Below are 20560 nucleotides of genomic sequence, written 5' to 3' on the forward strand. Positions count from 1 at the left end.
TTATTCTCTCCCGGCGCGGTGGCTCTAGTTCTTCTGAAAGCCACCGTTCTCATCTTTATTTAGTCTAAACTACAGTATAAATTAATCTCGGTAAAACTCTCGCTCTTTCGGCATCGTCGAGCACAACTCGGCTGGCTTCAGCAATCTCGTGTCTCGACGGATAAAGCAGTTCTGAACCTTTTAAAACTAATCTCGCATCTGGATATTTGTCAACTACCGCAGCGAAGGCTTTTAATAAAGGGCGAATACCTTTGCGATCCGTTTGCCCTCCGATGTTTAAAAATATAAAATAGTTTGACCAGCCGAAGCTTTGGCGCAGCGATTGACGCCGATCGCCCGAGAGAGGATAATAAATCTTAGGATCGACTCCCAAAGGTACGACGGCTATGCGATCGGCCTCAACACCGCTGCGAATTAAGCCGGCTTTTGACCACGCCGACGGTGTAATAATTTTGGTTTCTGAATTAACGGGGGTTTGTGCGATCGACTTTACCCCCATCGCCTGCAATACTGTACTCGTAACAATCCCCCATTCTGTCGCTGCAAATACCCAAGTTGCGGCGCTGCTGGATGCCGAGAAGTCCCACGGGCAGTACATTCGCAGCGTAACATCCGCTGACTGATTTACGGCAGGGCTCTTAATGCTGCGGAGTAATGTTTCATTTGGGCGATCGAACAAACTAATTTTCGTCTCCCAAGCTGCGTCTATGTAAGGCATATCGCGGTGGAAAAGCTTAATTTGTCCTCGCGGGCGATCGAGCATTTCCAGCAGTTGAAATTGATTGGCTACGCAATAGGAATGATAAATAAAACGCCAGCCTTCAACAATAATCTGCAATTCAAAACTCCAGCTTTTGGGATTAAAAATTTAACTAACAATCAGAAATTGGTAATTAGCAACTAGCAAGCAGAAATTACCAATTACCAATTACCAATTCCTTACTTAATCACTTGCCAATCCATAATCCGCCACTGTCCGTCTTGGCGGATCAAGTCGTAGCGCACGCGCAGGTTTTCGTTGCGGGAAGAAACGAGCTGATCGCGATCGAACACTTCGGCTTTTTCCGCTACTTGGGCTTCTACTTGGGCGCGATCGGGATTAGTCGGATTCGTCTTAACTCCATTAACTTGCAGCTTGTGTACGTAACGCTGATGCGCGTTGTTTCGCTCTTGAGCGTCTGCCATCAATTGCCAGCGAGACAAAGCCGGTTCTGTCAGAACTTGCTTTAATTCTTCCACAGTGTGGTTGGGGCCCAAAGCCGCTGCTTTCGCCGACAGCCAGCTTTGAACTATTTGTTCGGCTGATTCCTCAGTGATTGCTCCCGACACGGGGGCCGCGGCGCCAGGCTCTGGGGCCACGGAAACAGTCGGGATTTCTACGGGCGCAGCTTCCAGCCCGACGAGGGCTTGCTCTCCTTGCAGGGATGGGCCCGAGAGGGCTTGCATCGCGCTCGCCAACAGACTGAGTATGAACCACAGCAGTAACAGGCTCAGGACACCTGCGACTAGAAACAGAGCCAGTCTGTTTCGAGGCATAGACTTAACTTGGGCGGAAATTTCTGCTGCCTTGGTGCGCGCCCGATCGACCAAATCCCCTGTTAGCGCCTTGGCGGTTGCTCCGCTGCGCCCTGAATGTTGGCGCCTGCGTTGTTTGGAAGTTGAGTCTGCGGGCTGTCCCGCCGTAGCTGTCGGGAGAGAGACGGCGGCAGCAGGGCTCGGCGCGGCCGCGGTTGCCTGGAATTTCGGGCCTGAGGCTGCGGTTTCGGTCTCGGCCGGTACGGGGGTCAAGGTGACGGTACTGGCTCCCTGGGCGGATGGTGGGGGTACTGCTGCGGGCGATCGGCCTGCTGTCGGTTGCAGCCGCGCCGCGGGCTTGCCGGAGCGGGGCTGCACCACGACCCATTCGTTGGCGGTTTCTGCGTCCTGTGGCAAAGCTTCTAGGTAAGCTTGTACTTTCGGGTCGGCAAAGTAATCTTTCAAAGAGACTGACTGGTTGGCCAAATCGCGGAAGTGGGGAAACACCTCCTCTTGCAGCCAGTGTTCGGCGTACAAGCACAGTCCCGGCAACAAATCGGGAGAATCTTGGGAATGTTCGCGAATGAACGCGAGGGGTTCTTTTTCCGAACTCAGTTCGAGGGCTCTGCTGGCTTCTTCTGTCTGACCCAGCAGCAGGGAACAAACGGCTTTTTCCAGGTGAACGTCTTGGCGGCGACCGAGCTGCATCAGCATCAGCTTGGCGCGACGGATCATCGATGGCTGTCTGGCGGCAAATCCTTGGGCTAACAGGGTGTAGACCGAGAGGTAAGTGGCGACTGCGGAGGGGCGGCCGGCTTCGGCTTCAAATAGGGTCTGCTGCTCGCTGCTGGTTAGGTGTTTGCGCAATTGCTGGACGAAGCGGAGGAAGTCTTCTATTCCTAAACCCGATCGATCGTCTCCCGAACCGTCGATGCCGCCCCGTTCTTGGAGCATTTCTCGCAGGATTTGCAGTCCCCGGCGACGCTCGGCGACTTTTTCTTCAGGGAGGGATAGTAGCTCTAAAATGTTGTACGGACGGAGTTTGTATAGGTCGGCTTGCATTTCACCCCTCACGCTTGCAAATAGGCTTTCGCGCAGCAGCACTTCTTGGCCTGCTTCTAATGATTTTGCGGCATTTTCGTACTGACCTTGCTGCCACTGTTCGCGGCCGAGTTCTAGACAGGCAAGGCTGACGGTTAAAACTATATCTGGCCGCACGAGCTGGGGGTCGCCGAAACGACCTTCTGCGATCGCGATGCTGCCATTGTTGAGATACGGGCGACCCAGCTTCTGTACGAGTTCGTATTCCCCCAGTTCTTGCAGTATGAGCAGGGCTCCTACGAATTGGTTGTCATCGATTTCAATACTTGGAGTGTGGGGGTCGGGAGCAGCCTCTAAAGGCTTGGACTCTGCCGGAGGGGTTTCTCCTGCGTCTTGCAGGACTGTGGCCGTGCCTGCTGAGGTTTTCGACCTCTGGTGCTTGGCTTCCTGTGCGGCTTCCGACTCTCGATCGTAAGTTTTGGCTAAAAAACTGGCATCGTAAGCTTTGCGCTCGTCTGAGTCTGACAGAACGGCGCAGGCTTCATCGAGCAGTTGTTTGCGGGCGACGATCGCAACTTCGGAATACTCCCTGCGCGGAAGCTGTAAAGTTCGATCGCGGTGAGCCTGCTGCAACTGTTCGGCAGTAGCTTGAATCGGTAGACCCAAAATCCGGTAGTAATCTAGTGGAATTAACACTGTCCACTTCCCCAAAGCGCTAGCAACTGAATTAGCCTATCTTAAGTGAGATACTCCCGCAAACCAAATCAAAAATTCTGGTGTTGGCTTCCAACCGCCCAATTCACGGTATGTTGGAGTTACGGTAGAGATAATGTGATTTTTTTCCCTCTACAGCGTTTTACAGTGAGGAAAATGGAAAGCCCCACTGCCCCTGAGCTAAATGAGTTGTTTGACTCTTGAGCATTTTCGGGTTTGAGAGTAATGGAATTATATCATTCGTCGGCATGGGGTTTAGATGGGAGTTGGTTCTCCGAGTCCGGGCAATCGGCCCCGCCTGCCCTACTCATTTTAACAATTGGTGAACTGCTGTGGAGCAAAGGTGCGATCGTTTTCTGCTGCGGTTGTGTGCCATCTCGGTTTAAATTTAGATGTCTAGGAAGCCGATCGTCGGGTATTAATTATTTATGGTTCAGGAACGGACTTTACCAGTTTTTGACGCGCAAAGCGTAAACATTTCTCGGGATGAGGGCTTGATGCTCTACGAGGATATGGTCTTGGGGCGCTACTTTGAGGACAAGTGTGCTGAGATGTACTACCGGGGCAAAATGTTTGGTTTTGTCCACTTGTACAACGGTCAGGAAGCTGTGTCTACTGGCGTGATTCGATCGATGCGCCGGGATGACACCGATTACGTCAGCAGCACCTACCGCGATCACGTTCACGCTTTGAGCGCGGGTGTGCCGGCGCGAGAGGTAATGGCGGAGTTGTTCGGGAAAGAAACTGGTTGCTCGAAGGGCCGCGGCGGTTCGATGCATATGTTTTCGGCCGAACACCGACTGTTGGGAGGTTATGCTTTTGTGGCTGAGGGGATTCCTGTAGCTACGGGGGCGGCTTTTCAATCGAAGTACCGGCGCGAAGCTTTGGGGGATGAGAGTTCTGATGGCGTGACTGCTTGTTTTTTTGGCGATGGTGCTGCAAATAACGGGCAGTTTTTTGAGTGTTTGAATATGGCGGCTTTGTGGAAGTTGCCGATTCTTTATGTTGTCGAAAACAACAAATGGGCGATCGGGATGGCCCACGAACGAGCTACTTCTGACCCCATGATTTACAAGAAAGCTCATGCTTTTGGCATGGCTGGCGTCGAGGTTGACGGGATGGATGTTTTGGCGGTGCGGGAAGTGGCGAAGGAAGCTGTAGCGCGGGCGCGCGCCGGCGAAGGGCCGACTTTGATCGAAGCTTTGACTTATCGCTTTCGGGGCCATTCTTTGGCAGATCCCGACGAGTTGCGTTCTAAAGAAGAGAAGGAATATTGGTTCCCTCGCGATCCGATTAAGAAGTTGGCTGCTGATTTGATCGATCGAACTTTGGCAACTGCTGAAGAATTAAAAGAGATCGAAAATAAGATTCAAGCAGTAATTGATGATGCGGTAGATTTTGCTGAGAAAAGCCCCGAACCCGATCCGAGCGAATTGTATCGATTTATCTATGCTGAAGATGAATAGTCTTTAGAGATATTTTGCGTGCGGTTGCAGCCTACAGGTTAACACCTGTGGCTGCACGAATTCAAAGCTAGAATCAAAGGTAGACTTTATAGACGATAAGAGAGGCGATATGATAAATCTCGATCGCGATTTAACTCAAGCCAGCAAAAATATGGGTGCAGTCCGAGTCAAAGTCAAGCTCACGAATGCCATTGATGAAGCCTTAGTGAGTCGAGGAGTGCTCAATCCAAATCTGTTGCGCGTATACGAAGCAGAAGCACTCATAGATACTGGCGCAGTCAGAACTGCGTTACCTGCGGATGTAGTAGAGCAGCTCGGTTTAAGAATTCGGAGTCAGGAAATAGCAAAATATGCTGATGGCAGACAAGAAACAGTAGGATTGACTGAACCTGTTATCATTGAAATAGAAGGGCGCGAAACTATTGAGGCGGCAATGGTTTTAGGCGATATGGTGCTAATCGGTCAAACTGTGTTAGAAACTTTAGATTTGCTAGTAGATTGCAAAAATCAGCGTCTAATTCCTAATCCCGAAAATCCCGAAAGACCTGTATTGAGAGTTTAATGTAAATCCAGCTTAAATACCTCCTTTATTTGTGATTTTAGAGTGCCGGTCGCGGCATGATGCCAGCATTTTTAATCTGCACAAATTCAACGGTTTACGCAAGCTTGTAGCTGTAGAGCCATTCTTGAAACTCATCTTGTATTAGAGACTTTTTTGCGATTTTTTAAGCTGAGCTACATCAACTTTTGAACTTGATTGAGTTAATAATTATAGAGTCCAGCTATCAGATTAAATCTTCATCCGAACCGACGGTGGAGATTTCTAGATCGACTCGATTAAATCCTAAAAAATTTTAGTTTCTCTTGATTATTATGATAACTTAGGGTAACACTATCCTACTACATTGACAGCACTTTGACGCCGCGCGATCGTTGAAGCTATAGTTGCTATGCACGCTTGTTACAGGTTGCGATCGCGCCCGCCTTCTTTTGCAAGAGGTCTCTTTTATCAATTAGTGCGTGAGTGTATTATTATCAAGCAGAACCTACATCATCTCACACGAAGCGCGATTAGCTTCGCTAGTGCCCAAGGCAATCGCTTTCGTCGCTGCTACTTTTAACCGTATCTAAAAATGAGTGAAACCCCAACTTTCGATATCGCCATTATTGGTGCAGGACCAGGCGCACTATGTGCAGCCCATGGGCTAGCCAATTTAGGTTTTTCGGTAGGTGTGTTTGAACGAGCTAGAGCTTTACGTCCCATCGGCGCTGCCCTAGGGTTGGCAGAAGCGGGGTATAAGGCATTGGCTCTGATCGATGCCGATCTTGCTACCCAAGTTCGTGCCGCTTCTGCCAACCCACAGCGACAACTGCTGATGAGACCCAATGGCGAGGTTCTGTTTTCTGATGAATCGCCCTTGGCGGGTACTCCCTTCACTTGGCTAGCGTGGTATAACCTACAAAGCTCACTGCACAACACACTGCCACCTACCGTATCCCTTCACCTCAACCATAAGTTTGTCAACTTCACTAAGGTCGCCGATCCGTCCAAGGCTCCCTTACGTTTGCACTTTGAGAATCAGCCCGATGTTGGCGCACGACTGTTAATTGGTGCCGATGGGTATAACTCCGTGGTTCGCGGTCTTACCGTGGGAGATGGTGCGCCTCTGTACACTGGAACCATGACTTGGCGAGGAATCTTGCCCCGTCAAATCCTAGCCCCCCTCGCTGAACCCTTTGCAGAAGGGGCTGGTTTTCAACTGGTGGTCGGAGACCAGAAAAATTTTTGGATTATGGATGCAGGAGCCGACGTACTGGCTTGGGGAGGGACTGCACTCCATCCGACTTCAGAGAAGAGTACCGATGTTTTAGCTATGGTTCTCCAAGTTTTTGACCAATGGACTCCCTTTGTTGAAAGGGTGATTCGAGCAACTGACCCTACCACCATTGTAGAAACTGGCGTGTTCGATCGGGAACCAGTATCCCAATGGGGAGATAGAGAGAGAATCACCTTATTAGGGGATGCCGCTCACCCGATGCGACCGTCCTTAGGATTAGGGGCTACTATGGCATTTGAGGATGCTGTTGCTTTAACAAAAAAACTCAAGGGGCTGAACTTGCAGGATACTCCTTCTGTTGCTAAAGCTCTTACGGATTATGAAGAGGAACGGATTGCGATCGCCACACCGTTACAACTCAAAGCAAGGCAAGGAGGAGAAGCATCCCATGCCTCGGATCAAGCTGACCAACTCAAGACAGGCTTTGAATTAGCCTTAGCTGCTCGCAGACAAAAGCAGATGACCGTATCGGATTAATTCGGTTACTCCCACATTTTGAGGAATTGGGTCTTCTGCATTGGTGCTAGATGGAGTTATAAAATCCTCAACCAGCCAATTACTAGAAGGAAGATTAAGTTTGCTGACCAAAACAACAGCAGAATCCACAGTAAGCCATGCGCGAGTCGATCGCCAACCTTACCGCTTGGATCGCTCATTCTTAAAAATTGTTGACTTTGCCACAGTTGCCAAACTCGAAATGCGGTGTAAATGGTGCCGATGATGACTAATAGACTAGAAGAAAAAACGCGACTGAAAATTTGCTCGCTGACAATTTGAATTGCCAGAACTAACAAATAGAATCCAAAAATAGTCCGCAGGTTGGGGTGACGTATCCACACCAAAAATGCAACTCCAGGCAAGAGCAAGCCAATCACGATCGCTACCTGGAGCCAAATCTGCACAAAACTCCGCTCCGCCTCGCTGTAGTCGATCTCGGCTTGAATCGGCAGGAGATTTGCGACCATCAGCCAACCGCTCAACAGAGTCAGGACTGTTGCACTGACAATAAATGAAAGTATCGTTTTCCAGGTCATGATGGCTCGATCGCACCTGAGATGAAAATAGAGCGATAAGTTAAATGGACAATGGTCTATCGTCCCATATTTCCAGCGGTACTGGCCGCAATCTTCCGGCTACTTCTACACTCGGCCAATTCGGATCGAATGTCAAATTTTCCAACTTTCCATCGCTGTGAATTACAAACGTATCCTCAATTTTTGCGCCCGACAAACTCGGATTCCAAGCCACAGCCATATTTTCTGCTAAAATATCTGAAGTAGCCGGATTCGCCACAATTTCCCGCGCCAAATATCCGGTAGTTCCGCCTTGATGGTGTTCCCGAATTGCTTGAGGATATCCGTGTTCTTCGTAGGCAGTTTTCAGCGTATCATAAACTGCATTCAGCGATACTCCCGGCCGGCACAAATTCAGCGCGGCTGCTTCAATTTCTCTGACTTGTCGGTGCAACTCTGAATGCTTTTCCCCAAGAAAGTCAAAACTGACAAATCTGGTTAAATTTGCATACAAACCCCATCCCCTCGCGCAAAATACTAACATTGCTTGTCGCCCAATTGGTTCGGCGGTTGCTGTGGCGTGGCGGTACAGCGGCAAACGCCTTTCTCCAGCAACTAATGTCAGGGCTGGATGCAAACCTCTCGCCCACAATGCCTCTGCACCGGCTCCCGCTAGCTGATATTCTGTCCATGTTGGTTTTGCTGCGGAAAGTACCTCTGTCATCGCTTCGCTGGCTAAACGCCCGACTCGCCGGTATCGCTCTAATTCGCTTGACATCATTGTCTGTTTGCGGGATTGTAAAGATGCGATTATTGGCGTTTCTTGGGAATTTGGCCGATCGCTCATCACGTTACCGCCACCAGTAATTTCTTTGACAAAAGCTTCGCGCTGTGAAACATCTGCCCAAGGATAGATGTGCATTTGAAAGTTGGCTGGCAATTCTTCATCTTGCAAGCGCTGGGCTTCGATTTCATCGGTGAGAATCCAAGCGTTTTCGGCGGTAATTAATATTTCTGCAACTCCGGTTTCTGCGGTTAGCAATACTGTATGGGAACCGCCGGCTGTGGCCCAGGCAAACCAGTCTGTACCGCGCAAGCGAAGGGCGATCGCTCCTGTTTCGGTTAAGGCTTTGCGGATGAATTCGAGTTTGCAGTCAACTTCTGGGTTTAATGAGTTTATCATATATGAAACAAGGAAGAAGGAAGTTCGGCAACGGATTCGCTCCACGGATGTAACGGATGTCAGTCCGATGAAAGTCGGAAGAAGGAAGAAGGAAGAAGGAAGAAAATCACTGATTTTAGTTTACATTTCCTAAATCTAAAATCTACAATCTCTAAAATCTAAAATCTAAAATCTAAAATCTAAAATCGATAGGTACTGCTTGCAATTCTTTAGCTTTTTCTTCGGGTAAAGCGTCGTTGGCAAACATTCCGGCGGCTAGTTCGGTTCCTGCTAAATATTTTAGCCGATCGCTCGATCGATAGGGCGGATAAAATTGGGCGTGCAAATGCGCTTCTGGATGGGGTTTCCCGTCTGTGGGCCCTTGAAACCAAGCCATCAAATAAGGGAACGGGCGATGCCACAAACCGTCATATTTGAGGGTGACGGTTTTTAAGGCTTTAGCGAGTGATCGACGCTGTTTTTCGGTAAGATCGATAAACGTGGCAGCGGGGGCGATGGGCGCAATCCACACTTCGTAAGGGTAGCGGGCGCAAGCGGGGACAAAGGCGATCGCCTCTTCGTCTAAATAAATAATTCGCTGTTTGTCGGCAATCTCTTTTTGAATCAAATCTTGCAGCAAACCGCTACTGTTTTTTTGATAGTAAACTGACTGACATTCTAACATCCGCGCCGGCACCGGAGGCACGAACGGATAAGCGTAAATTTGACCGTGGGGATGGTGCAAAGTTACTCCGACTTCTACGCCGCGATTTTCAAAAGGCAAGACGTATTCAATTTCGGGATTGCTGCCAATAACTGAAGTGCGATCGGCCCATACTTCTAACAACAATTCTAAGTGATTTAACTCCAAGGCACCGAGGGAAGCCAGCGGATCTTGAGTGAAAACAACGACTTCGCAAATGCCCTTAGCTGGCAGAGTTTCCACAATACTTGCAGGTGCGTTTTTGGCCTGCAAAGTCAGCGAGGGAAAGCGGTTGTCAAAAACAGCTATATCGTAATCTCCCGGCGGCAATTCTGTCGGAAATTTGGGATTAATTGTAGCAGCTAGCGGGTTGTATTCCGGCGGCGGCATGAAAGTTCTTCCCTGACGGTGGCTGGCGTAGGCTACCCATTCCCCGCGCAAAGGATGCCAGCGAAAGTGCGGGTTCGCCTGTACGGGTTCATTGCTGGGACTTACGGCCGCGATTCCTTCTGGGATTGGGTAGCGGCTGTAGAGTGTGAGTGGGCGGCCGTCTGGTTTTTGCAATGTTTGGACGTACATTTTGGTTGGGGCGGGCGATCGCTTTTAATAGATGTCAGGAGTATAACTTCGTGCTTGGAGAATTCGCCCCTACCTAAAGTCGCAAATTATGTAAAAACCCAAATTCTGTACTCCTAACTGGCACATACACCGATCGAGCGGATCGAAGTCGATAGTTTGAAATAAAAACAGACACATCAAGAAACACTATTTAGTTGCCATCCTAAATGCTTAGCAATATCTTCGGCATTAATATAACCTTCTTTTACTGCACTACCAAGAATTTCATTAACAAAAATATGCATTGTATCTAAAAGCTGCGATAAATCCAAAGTGCAGGAATTATATTCCCCTGTCCCAAGAATTGTAAATTCACAATCTGCCAAATTTTTATTAAGGATTGGTGCGATTTTTAATAAAAAATCGTTAAAAGTTATGCTCACTTTCCTTCCCGCAGATAGTTCTAAAATTTGCAAGCACCATTGTTCCTCAAAAGCATCAAGAATGTCATGATATAAATGTAGTTCTATTTTTTTAACACCTAATTTTAGGATAACATAACGATTGTGTTCAAAAAAAAAGTTTTAAATTCATTTCAAACTCAGAAAGTTCATCTAATTTGTCTTCTGGAGGGTTATAGAAATTATCTTTTATGTTCCCTTTGATTTGAAAGCTAATTCGATCGATGTTTTTCATGCTTGCTAGGGAGTATAAGAATCTTCAACGGGAAATGAAATTTTGATTGTTCCATCAGGTCTTCTTTGAACAAATGCACGAGTTACACCTTCTACCCAATCGTTCGGAGTCAAATCCGGCATCACAGTCTCGGTTAACCGATTCAATTCATCGTAGGTATAACGAGTTTCCAGCCGGTAGGAGAATGCGGGTAATGTTCCCGCGTTCCCCAAATAAGCATTTAAGCTGAGTATGAAAGATGGGTGGGGTGCGATCGCACTACGATTTTTACCCCCAAAGCGATTTCAATCGCCGATCGCCCCGATTGTCAATCCTGCGACTTCAGCAGCGGTTCAATCTGCTGCCTTTGAAACTGCAATTCATCCGCCAAAGGCTGATAAATTTCCCGATCGCCCGATTCATTGCAATAATCCCAGAGACCATTGTAACAGTGCCTGTCGTCGTCCCAACCCGGATGGTTAACAATCGGATACAAGCAGATTCCCTCTATCGGAACTCCTGCTTTCATCGCCGCCATTACCTCAGTGCACACATAATTAAACCAGACAGGTCTAAAATCATCTTCAGTACCCGTTTCGGCTATGAATAAGGGGCGGCGGTAGCGATCGAAAACTTCTTGCAGCATTTCACCAAACGGGCGGTACAGCGGATCGGTGTATTTCATCGGCTCTTCATTGTGAATCCACTGATTGCGATCGTAATAATTCACCCCAATAATATCGAGATATTTTTCCTTACCGCCAAGTTCCGGGCGAAAGCGTCCCGCCAACATATCCCAAGCTTGATATTGAGATAAGCGATAACCTTCTGCCGCGTCCCGATCCTCCGGTTTGTCAGGATCGGCAATAATGTTAATTGTGGGGTCGATTTGAACGATGCGGGTGTTGGGATTGACTTCCCAAACTGATTCTATCGCTGTGATCGCTGCTTTGATCAACTGGGTTTTGAGCTCGTCTCCCCTTCCTTTAGCAAAGGGATTGATATAAGCAACTTCGCCGCCGGCCCAAGCAATAAATGAAATTTCATTGACAGGTGTTACAAAAGGTGTCTGGTCGGTTTCCTCCGTCAGCACTTCCATAAAAGCGCGCACCATGTTTGCAAATCTGGTCACGAATTCGGGACTGAAAATATCAATATCGTCAGGCCAGCCGTAGTGAAACAAATCCCAAATTACCTGCATTTTCATGTCGCGGGCGGCCCGGATGATGGGAAGGGAACTGGAAAAATCGTATTTTCCGGGCGACTGTTCAATTAAGTGCCAGCGGAGGCCTTCGCGGACTGTGTAAATGCCTTGCTGCTGCAAGCGTTGGTAGTCGGCGACTACAAATTTATCGTGGCCGGTGGCGGCTGTGACATCGAGACGCTTTCCCGATCGCAATTTGTGGGTGGAACATTCAAATCCGCCCATGAAAAAACTTTGAAACATCAATCGAATGGGTAATGGGTAATGGGGCATGGGGCATTGGGCATCGGGCATGGGGGCATGGGGCATGGGGCATTGGGCATTGGGCATTAGGAATTTAGAAATTTAGAAATTGGTAATTGTTAGCAATTAACTAATAACTAATAACTAATAACTAATAACTAATAACCGATGCCCTGTTTGGCCGATGCCCCATGCCCCATGCCCCATTAGCATTGAGTAATAGCTTGCGGCTGTGAACTTTCTTCGGGAATATCCCAGCCGAGAGTTGCCGCCGCGATTACGTCTATGGGAAATTTGGGAGTGCGATCGGCATACAGCAAACCGTTAGCTTCTTGGAAAGTATCGGTCAACTGCGTGTAACAAAATCCGCTGAACATTTCCACTCGGTTTACTACTTTCAACAGCGCGGTGTAGCGCCTTTGCAGTTCGAGGGTGTCCGACGCGCGCACGTAGCCCCAAACCCTGTAAAAATCGGGGTTTTCGCGACCGGCGCAGGCGATGCCACCGAATTCTGTCAGCATCATCGGCTGTCCTTGGTGCGGGTGGCCGTCGAGGGTGAGGACTCGCCCGCCGGGACGCCCGCGATCGAACAAATCGGCTAGCTGGACTTCGGGCCCGTAGCGTTTTGCCACAGTTTGCGGGTTGTTGTCGTAGTCGTGAATCGCCAGGATGTCGGTATCGATGCTTTCCCAGCCGTCGTTACCGATGACGGGGCGAGTCGGATCGAGGGTTTTTGTCAAGAAATACAGCGCTTGCACGTAGTTGCGGTGGGCTGCGGCTTCAACTAAATTGGGAACTCCCCAAGATTCGTTGAACGGCACCCAGACTACGATACAGGGGTGGCTGGCGTCGCGGTCGATGACTTCCGTCCACTCCCGCGTCAGCCGTTGCACGGCTTTGGGAGTGAAGCGGTAGGCGCTGGGCATTTCTTCCCAAACTAAGAGCCCGAGCACGTCAGCCCAGTACAAAAATCGCGGGTCTTCGATTTTTTGGTGCTTGCGGACGCCGTTGAAACCCATTGCTTTGACTAATTCGACATCGTGGCGCAAAGCTTCATCGGAGGGTGCAGTCATCAGGGTGTCTGGCCAGTAACCTTGGTCGAGCACCAGCCTCAGGTAGTAGGGGCGACCGTTGAGCATGAAGCGATCGCGCTGAATGCTAACAGTCCGCATGGCGGTGTAGGATTTAATCTCGTCAAGTAGTTTGCCGTCGGCCCACAACTGCACTTGAGCGTTAATTAGCGTTGGCTTTTCGGGACTCCACAGCAGTTCGTTGCGGTAGTCGTCGATACCGGGGTCTGAGAGGGCGATACGGCGGTGGATTTCGCCGTTGATGACTTCGTAGGTGTCGTTGACTAGCAGCAAACAGCCGATCGACAGTTTAACTTTTATTTGGATTCCCGACTGGCGATCGCCCGCGACAAACGCTTCAAAACCGATTTCCCAGCGTTCAAACTGCGGAGTCCAGCGGATGCGCTCGATATAAGTGTGAGGCACCAATTCTACCCACACCGTCTGCCAAATGCCGGTCGTGCGCGGATACCAAATACTGTGCGGCTCTATTTGCCAGTCTTGCTTGCCGCGCGGTTGTTCCAAATCTTGCGGGTCGTCCTGGGCCCAGACTGTCACCCGCTGCGGCCCGCTGAGGTTCAAAACTGCTGTAATGTCTGCGGTGAAAGGAGTGTGTCCGCCTTCGTGTTCGATGACAAACTGACCGTTCACCCAGACGCGGGCGCGGTAGTCTACGGCCCCAAAGTGGAGGAGAACTCTGCCTTCTGTGTGGGGTACGTCAAATTCGCGTTCGTACCAGCAGTTAGCATGAAAATTCGTGTCCCCGATCCCGCTTTTTGGCGATTCTGGAGCAAATGGCACTTCTATAGTGTGAGTCCAGTCAGAAATATCGATCGGCTGCACGCAGCGTCCCGCGTCGTCGTAAGCAAACCTCCACTGACCGTTGAGACAAATCCAGTTGCTCCGGCGCAATTGGGGGCGCGGATAACCTGTTTTCCGTCCTTGAACTGTCACCTTACTGTCTAGAGTTGCAGACTCTTCAATATCGCAATTTTCTAGTTCTCTACCTAACCAACTCATTGGCACATCTACCCTAAGTTATATTTATACGTTAGCGACTATTGCTCCGACTTGGACAAGTTTTTTGCTGATTAATTTGTAAAAGTTCTGTACATTAAAACAGCCTCATCTGAAGGAGCTCTTATGCAGAAGTCATTAGTGATTAGTGATTAGTCGTTAGTCACAAGCAATCTTCCGGAAAGTTTTTAGGTTGTAGTCTCAAACCCTTCATTTTCCGTTGGCAGCTCGATTACCCAATTGCCCTGAAACCATTATTCGACGGTCGGCAATCAAAAATTGTCCGAAGTTTTGAGAATGAAGAAGAAAGATTTTCTCCTGGCACACTCAGACACTCGGACACTCTCGCCCAGTCCAAACTCTAGTTTAGCCGGCAACACTTTGCAAATCTCCTAACGGTTCAGTTAGGTCACTTTTGAGGGAATTTTCTTCCGAAGGGGGCAAACACTGAAATATTTGTTCTAGTCCCGTGAGTTCAAATAGGATTCTCACTTGTTGGCTCATGGCAGATATCAAAAGTATACATTCACTGTCTCTAACTAATTTCACGATCGCCACTACAGCCATTAACTCCGAATTTTTCAGGAAACTGATCTTTGAGAAATCGATCATCAGAATTTTGCCCCCGCTTTCTATTAGGCGCTCTATTTCTTTCTGAAAATGAGGAAATTGAGATTTTTCTAAAACCTCATGAGACAAAACAATTTTAACTATAACTCTCATTTCCACCTCAACGCTTCTTTAAATTATTACAGAACTTTTTATTAAAACCGAGTAAGGTGCTGAGAGCGCACCTTACATTTCATTTTTACCCGTAACTCGCAACTTGCAGCTACTTGCTAGCAGATTTGCCGTTGCCGTTGCCGTTGACAGCAGCGACTTCTAGAGAAGCTGCGGGTGGGCGATCGACAACTCCATTTGAGGAGCTTACATTAGAGGCCGAACCCTTAACATTCGCCGCCAATTCAATCACCGGCTTGGTAGTAATTTGAGTGTAAGTGGTCAGAGCTTGAGCGACCACTTGATCCATGTTGTAATACCTGTAAGTCGCCAGCCTTCCCACAAAAGCAACTCCCGGAGTTGCATCAGCCAAAGCCTTATATTTCTTGTAAATTTCGGCGTTTTCTGGACGCGGAACCGGGTAGTAAGGGTCTCCCTCAGCTTGGGGATATTCGTAGACAATGCTAGTTTTTAGATGCTCTTGTCCGGTGAGGTATTTAAACTCCGTGCAGCGAGTATATAAATGCTCGTTGGGGTAATTTACCACTGGTGCTGCTTGGTGTACCGGTACGTTCAGCGTTTCGTGCTTGAATTCCAAGGAACGGTAAGGAAGTTTGCCGTAGCAATAATTGAAATAGGAATCGACCGGTCCGGTGTAAATCATTTCTCCGTAAGGGATAAAACCCTCAATCTCCCGGTAGTCGGTATTCAGCATCACCTTGATGTTTGGGTGATCGAGCATCTTTTCAAACATCCGAGTGTAGCCGTGCAGCGGCATTGCTTGATAGGTATCGGTGAAATAGCGATCGTCCCGGTTAATGCGAGTGGGAACGCGCGCAATCACTGATTTGTCAAGTTCCGACGGGTCCATTGCCCACTGTTTGCGGGTGTAGTTGCGGAAGAATTTCTCGTAAAGTTCGCGGCCGACTTTGCTGACAACGACATCTTCGGAAGTGCGAATGTAATCCTTGGGTTCTGCTACTTTTGCGAAGAAATCTTCGACTTCAAATGAGGTGAGATTCAGTCCGTAAAGTTGGTTTACGGTGTTGAGATTGATGGGAATTGGCAGCAGTTGACCGTCAACGCTGGCGAGGACGCGGTGTTCGTAGGGCCGCCACTCGGTGAACCGCGAAAGGTACTCGAAAACTGGGCGCGAATTGGTATGAAAAATGTGGGGACCGTATTTGTGTACGAGGATGCCGTGGTTGTCGTAGTGATCGTATGCGTTGCCGCCGATGTGGTTGCGGGTATCAATTATCAAGACTGTTTTTCCGGCCTCATTTGCTAGTCTTTCGGCAATGACGCTACCTGCAAATCCTGCTCCGACAATTAAATAGTCAAACATTAAAACACCTCTAATTTTGGGTAAGGGTAATTGGTAATTGGTAATCAACAAGCGAGCATGATTGAGTGTTAAGTTTTGAATTCATAAATTGGTAAATCTTTAACTTAAACCTCAACCTTCCTAACTAAAAATTTTCATCCTGCCTTCTGCTTTCTGCTTTTTGTCGTCGATCGCACTTTCGATCAACCCCAGCATTTCGCCCCAGGTATTGTCCCAAGAATTGTCTGCTAAAAAGGCGTCAACTTCGCTCAGCCACTTGGTGCGAACGTCCGAACTTTCGTTGAATATTTCTTCACCACAAGCAACGAATTCTGAAACATTGCTAGCAATCCGAACTAAGCCGTTTTCTCCGTAAGGCCGTACCACGTCGCGAATGGGAGTAGAAATCACCGGTTTGCCGGCAGCGAGGTATTCTGGAGTTTTCGTCGGACTAATAAACTTAGTCGATTCGTTAATCGCAAAAGGCAGTATTGCTATATCCCACCCGCCAAGATAACCTGGCAGTTCTTGATAAGATTTGCCGCCGAGATAGTGGATGTTTGGGTGAGTTGGCAGAGTGGCCGGATCGATTTTCACCACCGGGCCAATTATGACTAAATGCCAGTCCGGTCTTGCTGCCGCAATGCCGCCCAGCAGTTCGATATCCATGCGTTCGTCTATGACGCCAAAAAATCCCAAACGCGGGTGAGGAATGTCTTTTTGATCGGCTGGTTCTTCTGCAAGATTTCTGGCTGTGCCAAAGTGTTCTTTTTCGATGCTGCTGGGGAAGGCGTGAATATTTGGGTGCTGGTGCTGTTTGGCTTCGTAAAGGCTGTGTCCGCCGGTAAATACTACGCTGGCGCGCTTTAAGAGTTGATTTTCATTGGCTTTTAAATCGGGGTGCGCGCCTTGGAAGGCTGACAGTTCATCCATGCAGTCGTAGACTACAGCTAGCGGCTTTAAGTGGTTTGTGAAACTGACAGCCATTGGTGTGTAATACCAGAGGATGTACTGGCTAATTTCTGCCGCTCGCAACAAATCATCTAGCATGGCTTGCTGAGCAGTTTGTGCTGTTGCTTCGCTAGTTCCTTCGCTCAGGTGCGGTACTATTACCCAGACTCCGCTTTCGTGGATGCTGACATCAAGCCACCAATCTGTAGCCGCGCTAAAAACTGGTTCTTCTACAAAGAATACGCGACGATTTTTGGCACAGCGACCCAAGAGATGTTGCGGGCGCTGATAGACAAAATTCCACCGCAAATGAGACAGGCAAACTAAATCTGGTGCATCTAAAGCATCAGTTTTTGATAAGTTGGCGCGCAATGCGGGCGAGGGTGCGAATTGAGAGGGCGATTTGGCTGGATCTATAGAGGTAAATCGGATCTCCCATGCTCGATTTTTATTGCTATAATTATTGTTTACTGAGTTTTCTGGGGGCGACATAATTAGCCTCGCAAATTTGTCAATGAAAATTTGTCAGTTAAAATCGGTCAGTAGGAGATATGTCTCAGCAGTGTCTTACTAAAAGGTGCAAGCATAAATCTGAGAACTTTTATTGACGAGCAAGCGCCACATTCAGTGAACCAAACAAAGAAAATGTTTAGCTGCGGAAAAACACGCTTATCTGCTTTTTTCAGAATTGAAACTTGGAGATAAGTTAATATGGTTTGACTTGCTATTGTTGTTAAATATAACCCGGTTTTTCTGCGATTACTTCTATCTGAAGGATGAGTTCTCTCTCAGGACACACCTAGCTTGCATGCTTGGTTCAAAAGCGGTTAAAATGCCGATCGACCTTGTAAAATGACTCTTAACTGGCAGCTACGGGGTGAAAAAAGAGCGAGTTTTATTGCTTTATTTGGAGAGGATAGAAAATTTGCCATCAAGTTAATGTTGCTTTTTAATTTGACAAACCTAGCCTTTTTTAAACTCATCCGATCGCTAGTAGGGAAAAATTGTATCCTAATATACACAGTTGCACCAGAGATTTCTGACTTCCGATAGATTAACAATTTACACTTTATGCAGTGGGGTTAAACTCACCGAAGAGCACCTGTCTCAACAATACCAAAGAAACCAGGCAATGGCAACGATAAACCTAAGATTTTGCGCGAGTCTGTGCCAAGAAACCAAGATGATGACATTTGCGCTGTGAGCGTCAGTTTAACCTCTCGCCCACAGCACAAATGTCAATCATCCCTCTAAGGGCGGGTTCACCGATATCTGCAATCGAACGCACAATATTCACGTAAACCCGCGACTAGAAAATAGCAGCAACTTTACAGTCGGCTGCTGTCAATTTTGGCGATTCCCCCTCCAAAGGCAAAATCTTGCACCATCGAACTCTTTAAGAAATCGTGAGGGAAACCCAATTCAATTGCACTTACTTTGTCTAACTGCTGCATTTGTTCCGGGGTTAATTCAAACTCCAAACAAGCGAGATTTTCCTGAAGTTGCGAGAGTTTGCGCGAACCCACAATCGGAATAACTTGGACTGGCTGTTGTCGCAGCCAATTTAGGGCTACTTGAGAAGCAGGTTTGCCAATTTCGGCGGCTATTTTGCTAACTTCGTCAGCAATGTTGAGGTCTCGTTCGTTAATTTTTCCAGATTCCGGTGAATTAAGCCGTTTAGCTTCGCTGGCTGTTTCTGAAGTGTTGTATTTTCCGGTCAGCAAACCGGCTGCTAGGGGGCTCCAAGCTGTGATGCCAAGATCGAAGGCTTTTGCCATAGGGATCAAGTCCCGTTCGGGAGTTCGTTCTTTTAAAGAATACTCGATTTGCAAGGCGATAAATGGTGTCCAACCGCGCAGGTTGGCGATCGTATTTGCTTGAGAAATAATCCAAGCCGGCGTATCGGAAATGCCGATGTAAAGAACTTTGCCGGCGCGCACCAAATCGTCAAAAGCGCGCATTACTTCTTCGACGGGTGTCGTAAAATCCCAAGCGTGCAGCCACAGCAAATCTATGTATTCAACTTGCAATCGCTTCAAACTTGCTTCTACTGCTTGCACCATATTTTTGCGGTGGTTGCCGAAACCGTTGATTTCGCCATTCTTCATGTTGAGGCTATACTTAGTGGCAACTACCCATTTTTCGCGATCGGCTGCGATGAACTCACCGACATATTTTTCGCTAGTACCGTTTGTGTAGAGATTGGCGGTATCAATGAAATTGCCCCCCGCTTCTGCAAATGCGTCGAACATTTTACGGCTTTCGTCGTAGGAGCTCCCCCAACCCCACTCTTCCCCAAAAGTCATGGTTCCGAGGCAGATTTCCGAAACGCGAAGTCCGCTGTGACCTAGTAGTTTGTATCTCATGTCACCCTTCCGCTAGTTAATGGTTGTTAACAGTTTAGATCGGGATTTCCGAAACTGTTGCCATCAGTCGGGGTGGCGGGCTTTTGCGGTGCGTTAGCGCTATGCAGGATGTTGAATGTTTGGCTAAGTTAATCAAAATGTCGCAGCAGGGGCGAGGGTTCCCAGACATCGCCCCTGCGTTTAGTTTAAACAGCGCGCAGGGGCGATCGTCTTACTAATATATTTAGGATTACATGAACAAATTAAAATACAGTAAAATAGAAAAATAAATATCTACCTTTAGATAGGTATTTTATGAAAGGAGTTAAATAAAAAAATGCTATCTTAAATAATCAGAAAATCAGACAGAACTAAAGAAAAAATTAATGTAGCTAAATTAACTTTTTAGCGTTATAGTGATTTATAGATTACAAAAACTAGGTGACTCACTTGGCTGATATCGTTGATACCGCCGTTTCGGCTGGATCTTTTACAACCCTAGTTGCTGCTGTCAAAGCCGCTGGTTTAGTAGATACTCTCAAAGGCGCTGGCCCCTTCACAGTTTTTGCGCCTACTGACGAAGCTTTTGCTAAGCTTCCCGAAGGTACTGTAGAAGCACTGCTTAAGGACATTCCTAAGCTCACAAAAATCCTGACTTATCATGTCGTTTCTGGCAAAGTTTTGGCCGCTGATGTGGTCAAGCTGACATCTGCCAAGACAGTTGAAGGTTCAGAAGTGAAAATTGATGCTTCCAATGGCGTCAAAATCAATGATTCTACCGTTACAACAGCCGATGTTGCTGCTGATAATGGTGTCATCCACATTATTGATGCAGTCTTGCTTCCTGCGTAAGCACAGATTTAGATAGCGCAATACTATCTTGAGGGCGGTGGCTGTTGTTAGCCACCGCCCTGTTTTAGTTGATAAGTAGGTCGGCGAGAAAAAACAAAACTATGTTAAGATAGATAAAGAAAGATATATCTATAGTGAGGCAACAAATA

At 47.9% G+C, this 20560-nt stretch carries 16 protein-coding genes; 4 read left to right on the forward strand and 12 right to left on the reverse strand.

What is annotated here, in order from left to right; genetic code table 11:
• Positions 1–64: 64 nt before the first annotated feature.
• Together QUA78_RS28315 and QUA78_RS28320 are read right to left on the reverse strand one after the other, a co-directional pair.
• Positions 65–838 (reverse strand): hypothetical protein, encoded by a 774-nt coding sequence (locus QUA78_RS28315; RefSeq protein ID WP_333399150.1) that lies wholly within the window; start codon positions 836–838, stop codon positions 65–67.
• Between the two features lie 101 nt (positions 839–939).
• The gene (locus QUA78_RS28320) at positions 940–3252 is read right to left on the reverse strand and encodes an IMS domain-containing protein (RefSeq protein WP_333304009.1); all 2313 of its coding nucleotides are present in this window, start codon (positions 3250–3252) and stop codon (positions 940–942) included.
• A 446-nt stretch (positions 3253–3698) separates the two neighbouring features.
• Here QUA78_RS28320 and pdhA point away from each other — a divergent pair, with 446 nt between their 5' ends.
• The 3 genes from pdhA to QUA78_RS28335 all read left to right on the forward strand — a co-directional run bounded on the left by pdhA (position 3699) and on the right by QUA78_RS28335 (position 7051).
• Positions 3699–4736, forward strand: coding sequence for a pyruvate dehydrogenase (acetyl-transferring) E1 component subunit alpha (pdhA, locus tag QUA78_RS28325; RefSeq protein ID WP_172192744.1), 1038 nt, complete (start codon positions 3699–3701; stop codon positions 4734–4736).
• Positions 4737–4845: 109 nt separating this feature from the next.
• Positions 4846–5298, forward strand: coding sequence for a retroviral-like aspartic protease family protein (locus QUA78_RS28330; protein ID WP_333304008.1), 453 nt, complete (start codon positions 4846–4848; stop codon positions 5296–5298).
• A 571-nt stretch (positions 5299–5869) separates the two neighbouring features.
• Complete coding sequence (locus QUA78_RS28335; protein WP_333304007.1) at positions 5870–7051, forward strand: NAD(P)/FAD-dependent oxidoreductase; 1182 nt, start codon at positions 5870–5872, stop codon at positions 7049–7051.
• A 56-nt stretch (positions 7052–7107) separates the two neighbouring features.
• Here QUA78_RS28335 and QUA78_RS28340 read toward each other — a convergent pair whose 3' ends face one another.
• The 10 genes from QUA78_RS28340 to QUA78_RS28385 form a co-directional block, all read right to left on the reverse strand.
• Complete coding sequence (locus tag QUA78_RS28340) at positions 7108–7608, reverse strand: hypothetical protein (protein WP_333304006.1); 501 nt, start codon at positions 7606–7608, stop codon at positions 7108–7110.
• Between the two features lie 40 nt (positions 7609–7648).
• Positions 7649–8770 carry a M24 family metallopeptidase gene (locus QUA78_RS28345; RefSeq protein WP_333304005.1) on the reverse strand — a complete coding sequence of 374 codons (1122 nt, stop codon included), beginning with the start codon at positions 8768–8770 and terminating at the stop codon, positions 7649–7651.
• Positions 8771–8942: 172 nt separating this feature from the next.
• Positions 8943–10031 (reverse strand): galactose-1-phosphate uridylyltransferase, encoded by a 1089-nt coding sequence (galT, locus tag QUA78_RS28350; RefSeq protein ID WP_333304004.1) that lies wholly within the window; start codon positions 10029–10031, stop codon positions 8943–8945.
• A 176-nt stretch (positions 10032–10207) separates the two neighbouring features.
• Positions 10208–10486, reverse strand: a complete 279-nt coding sequence (locus QUA78_RS28355; protein WP_333304003.1) for a hypothetical protein — start codon at positions 10484–10486, stop codon at positions 10208–10210.
• 527 nt (positions 10487–11013) lie between these two features.
• Positions 11014–12162 carry a beta-glucosidase gene (locus QUA78_RS28360; protein ID WP_333399151.1) on the reverse strand — a complete coding sequence of 383 codons (1149 nt, stop codon included), beginning with the start codon at positions 12160–12162 and terminating at the stop codon, positions 11014–11016.
• A gap of 176 nt (positions 12163–12338) precedes the next feature.
• Entirely contained in the window at positions 12339–14222 is a 1884-nt protein-coding gene (locus QUA78_RS28365; protein WP_333304000.1) for a glycoside hydrolase family 2 TIM barrel-domain containing protein, read from the reverse strand.
• Between the two features lie 363 nt (positions 14223–14585).
• Positions 14586–14942 carry an STAS domain-containing protein gene (locus QUA78_RS28370; RefSeq protein ID WP_333303998.1) on the reverse strand — a complete coding sequence of 119 codons (357 nt, stop codon included), beginning with the start codon at positions 14940–14942 and terminating at the stop codon, positions 14586–14588.
• Between the two features lie 109 nt (positions 14943–15051).
• Positions 15052–16284 carry a UDP-galactopyranose mutase gene (gene glf, locus QUA78_RS28375; protein ID WP_333303996.1) on the reverse strand — a complete coding sequence of 411 codons (1233 nt, stop codon included), beginning with the start codon at positions 16282–16284 and terminating at the stop codon, positions 15052–15054.
• Between the two features lie 120 nt (positions 16285–16404).
• A complete protein-coding gene (locus tag QUA78_RS28380) occupies positions 16405–17706 on the reverse strand; it encodes a glycosyltransferase family 1 protein (RefSeq protein WP_333303994.1) in 1302 nt (433 codons plus the stop codon).
• Between the two features lie 836 nt (positions 17707–18542).
• Positions 18543–19580, reverse strand: a complete 1038-nt coding sequence (locus tag QUA78_RS28385) for an aldo/keto reductase (protein ID WP_333303993.1) — start codon at positions 19578–19580, stop codon at positions 18543–18545.
• A gap of 429 nt (positions 19581–20009) precedes the next feature.
• Between QUA78_RS28385 and QUA78_RS28390 the strand changes: the two genes are divergently transcribed.
• Positions 20010–20411, forward strand: a complete 402-nt coding sequence (locus QUA78_RS28390) for a fasciclin domain-containing protein (RefSeq protein WP_333303991.1) — start codon at positions 20010–20012, stop codon at positions 20409–20411.
• Positions 20412–20560: the final 149 nt, after the last annotated feature.

Origin of the sequence: Microcoleus sp. K4-B3 (assembly GCF_036704615.1) — a bacterium.
Classification (GTDB): domain Bacteria; phylum Cyanobacteriota; class Cyanobacteriia; order Cyanobacteriales; family Microcoleaceae; genus Microcoleus.

Coding starts and splice junctions, on each gene's coding strand:
- galT (WP_333304004.1), bottom strand. CDS start 10,031: ATGTACGTCCAAACATTGCAAAAACCAGACGGCCGCCCACTCACACTC.
- QUA78_RS28340 (WP_333304006.1), bottom strand. CDS start 7,608: ATGACCTGGAAAACGATACTTTCATTTATTGTCAGTGCAACAGTCCTG.
- QUA78_RS28370 (WP_333303998.1), bottom strand. CDS start 14,942: ATGAGAGTTATAGTTAAAATTGTTTTGTCTCATGAGGTTTTAGAAAAA.
- QUA78_RS28385 (WP_333303993.1), bottom strand. CDS start 19,580: ATGAGATACAAACTACTAGGTCACAGCGGACTTCGCGTTTCGGAAATC.
- pdhA (WP_172192744.1), top strand. CDS start 3,699: ATGGTTCAGGAACGGACTTTACCAGTTTTTGACGCGCAAAGCGTAAAC.
- QUA78_RS28330 (WP_333304008.1), top strand. CDS start 4,846: ATGATAAATCTCGATCGCGATTTAACTCAAGCCAGCAAAAATATGGGT.
- QUA78_RS28365 (WP_333304000.1), bottom strand. CDS start 14,222: ATGAGTTGGTTAGGTAGAGAACTAGAAAATTGCGATATTGAAGAGTCT.
- glf (WP_333303996.1), bottom strand. CDS start 16,284: ATGTTTGACTATTTAATTGTCGGAGCAGGATTTGCAGGTAGCGTCATT.
- QUA78_RS28360 (WP_333399151.1), bottom strand. CDS start 12,162: ATGCCCCATTACCCATTACCCATTCGATTGATGTTTCAAAGTTTTTTC.
- QUA78_RS28380 (WP_333303994.1), bottom strand. CDS start 17,706: ATGTCGCCCCCAGAAAACTCAGTAAACAATAATTATAGCAATAAAAAT.
- QUA78_RS28335 (WP_333304007.1), top strand. CDS start 5,870: ATGAGTGAAACCCCAACTTTCGATATCGCCATTATTGGTGCAGGACCA.
- QUA78_RS28345 (WP_333304005.1), bottom strand. CDS start 8,770: ATGATAAACTCATTAAACCCAGAAGTTGACTGCAAACTCGAATTCATC.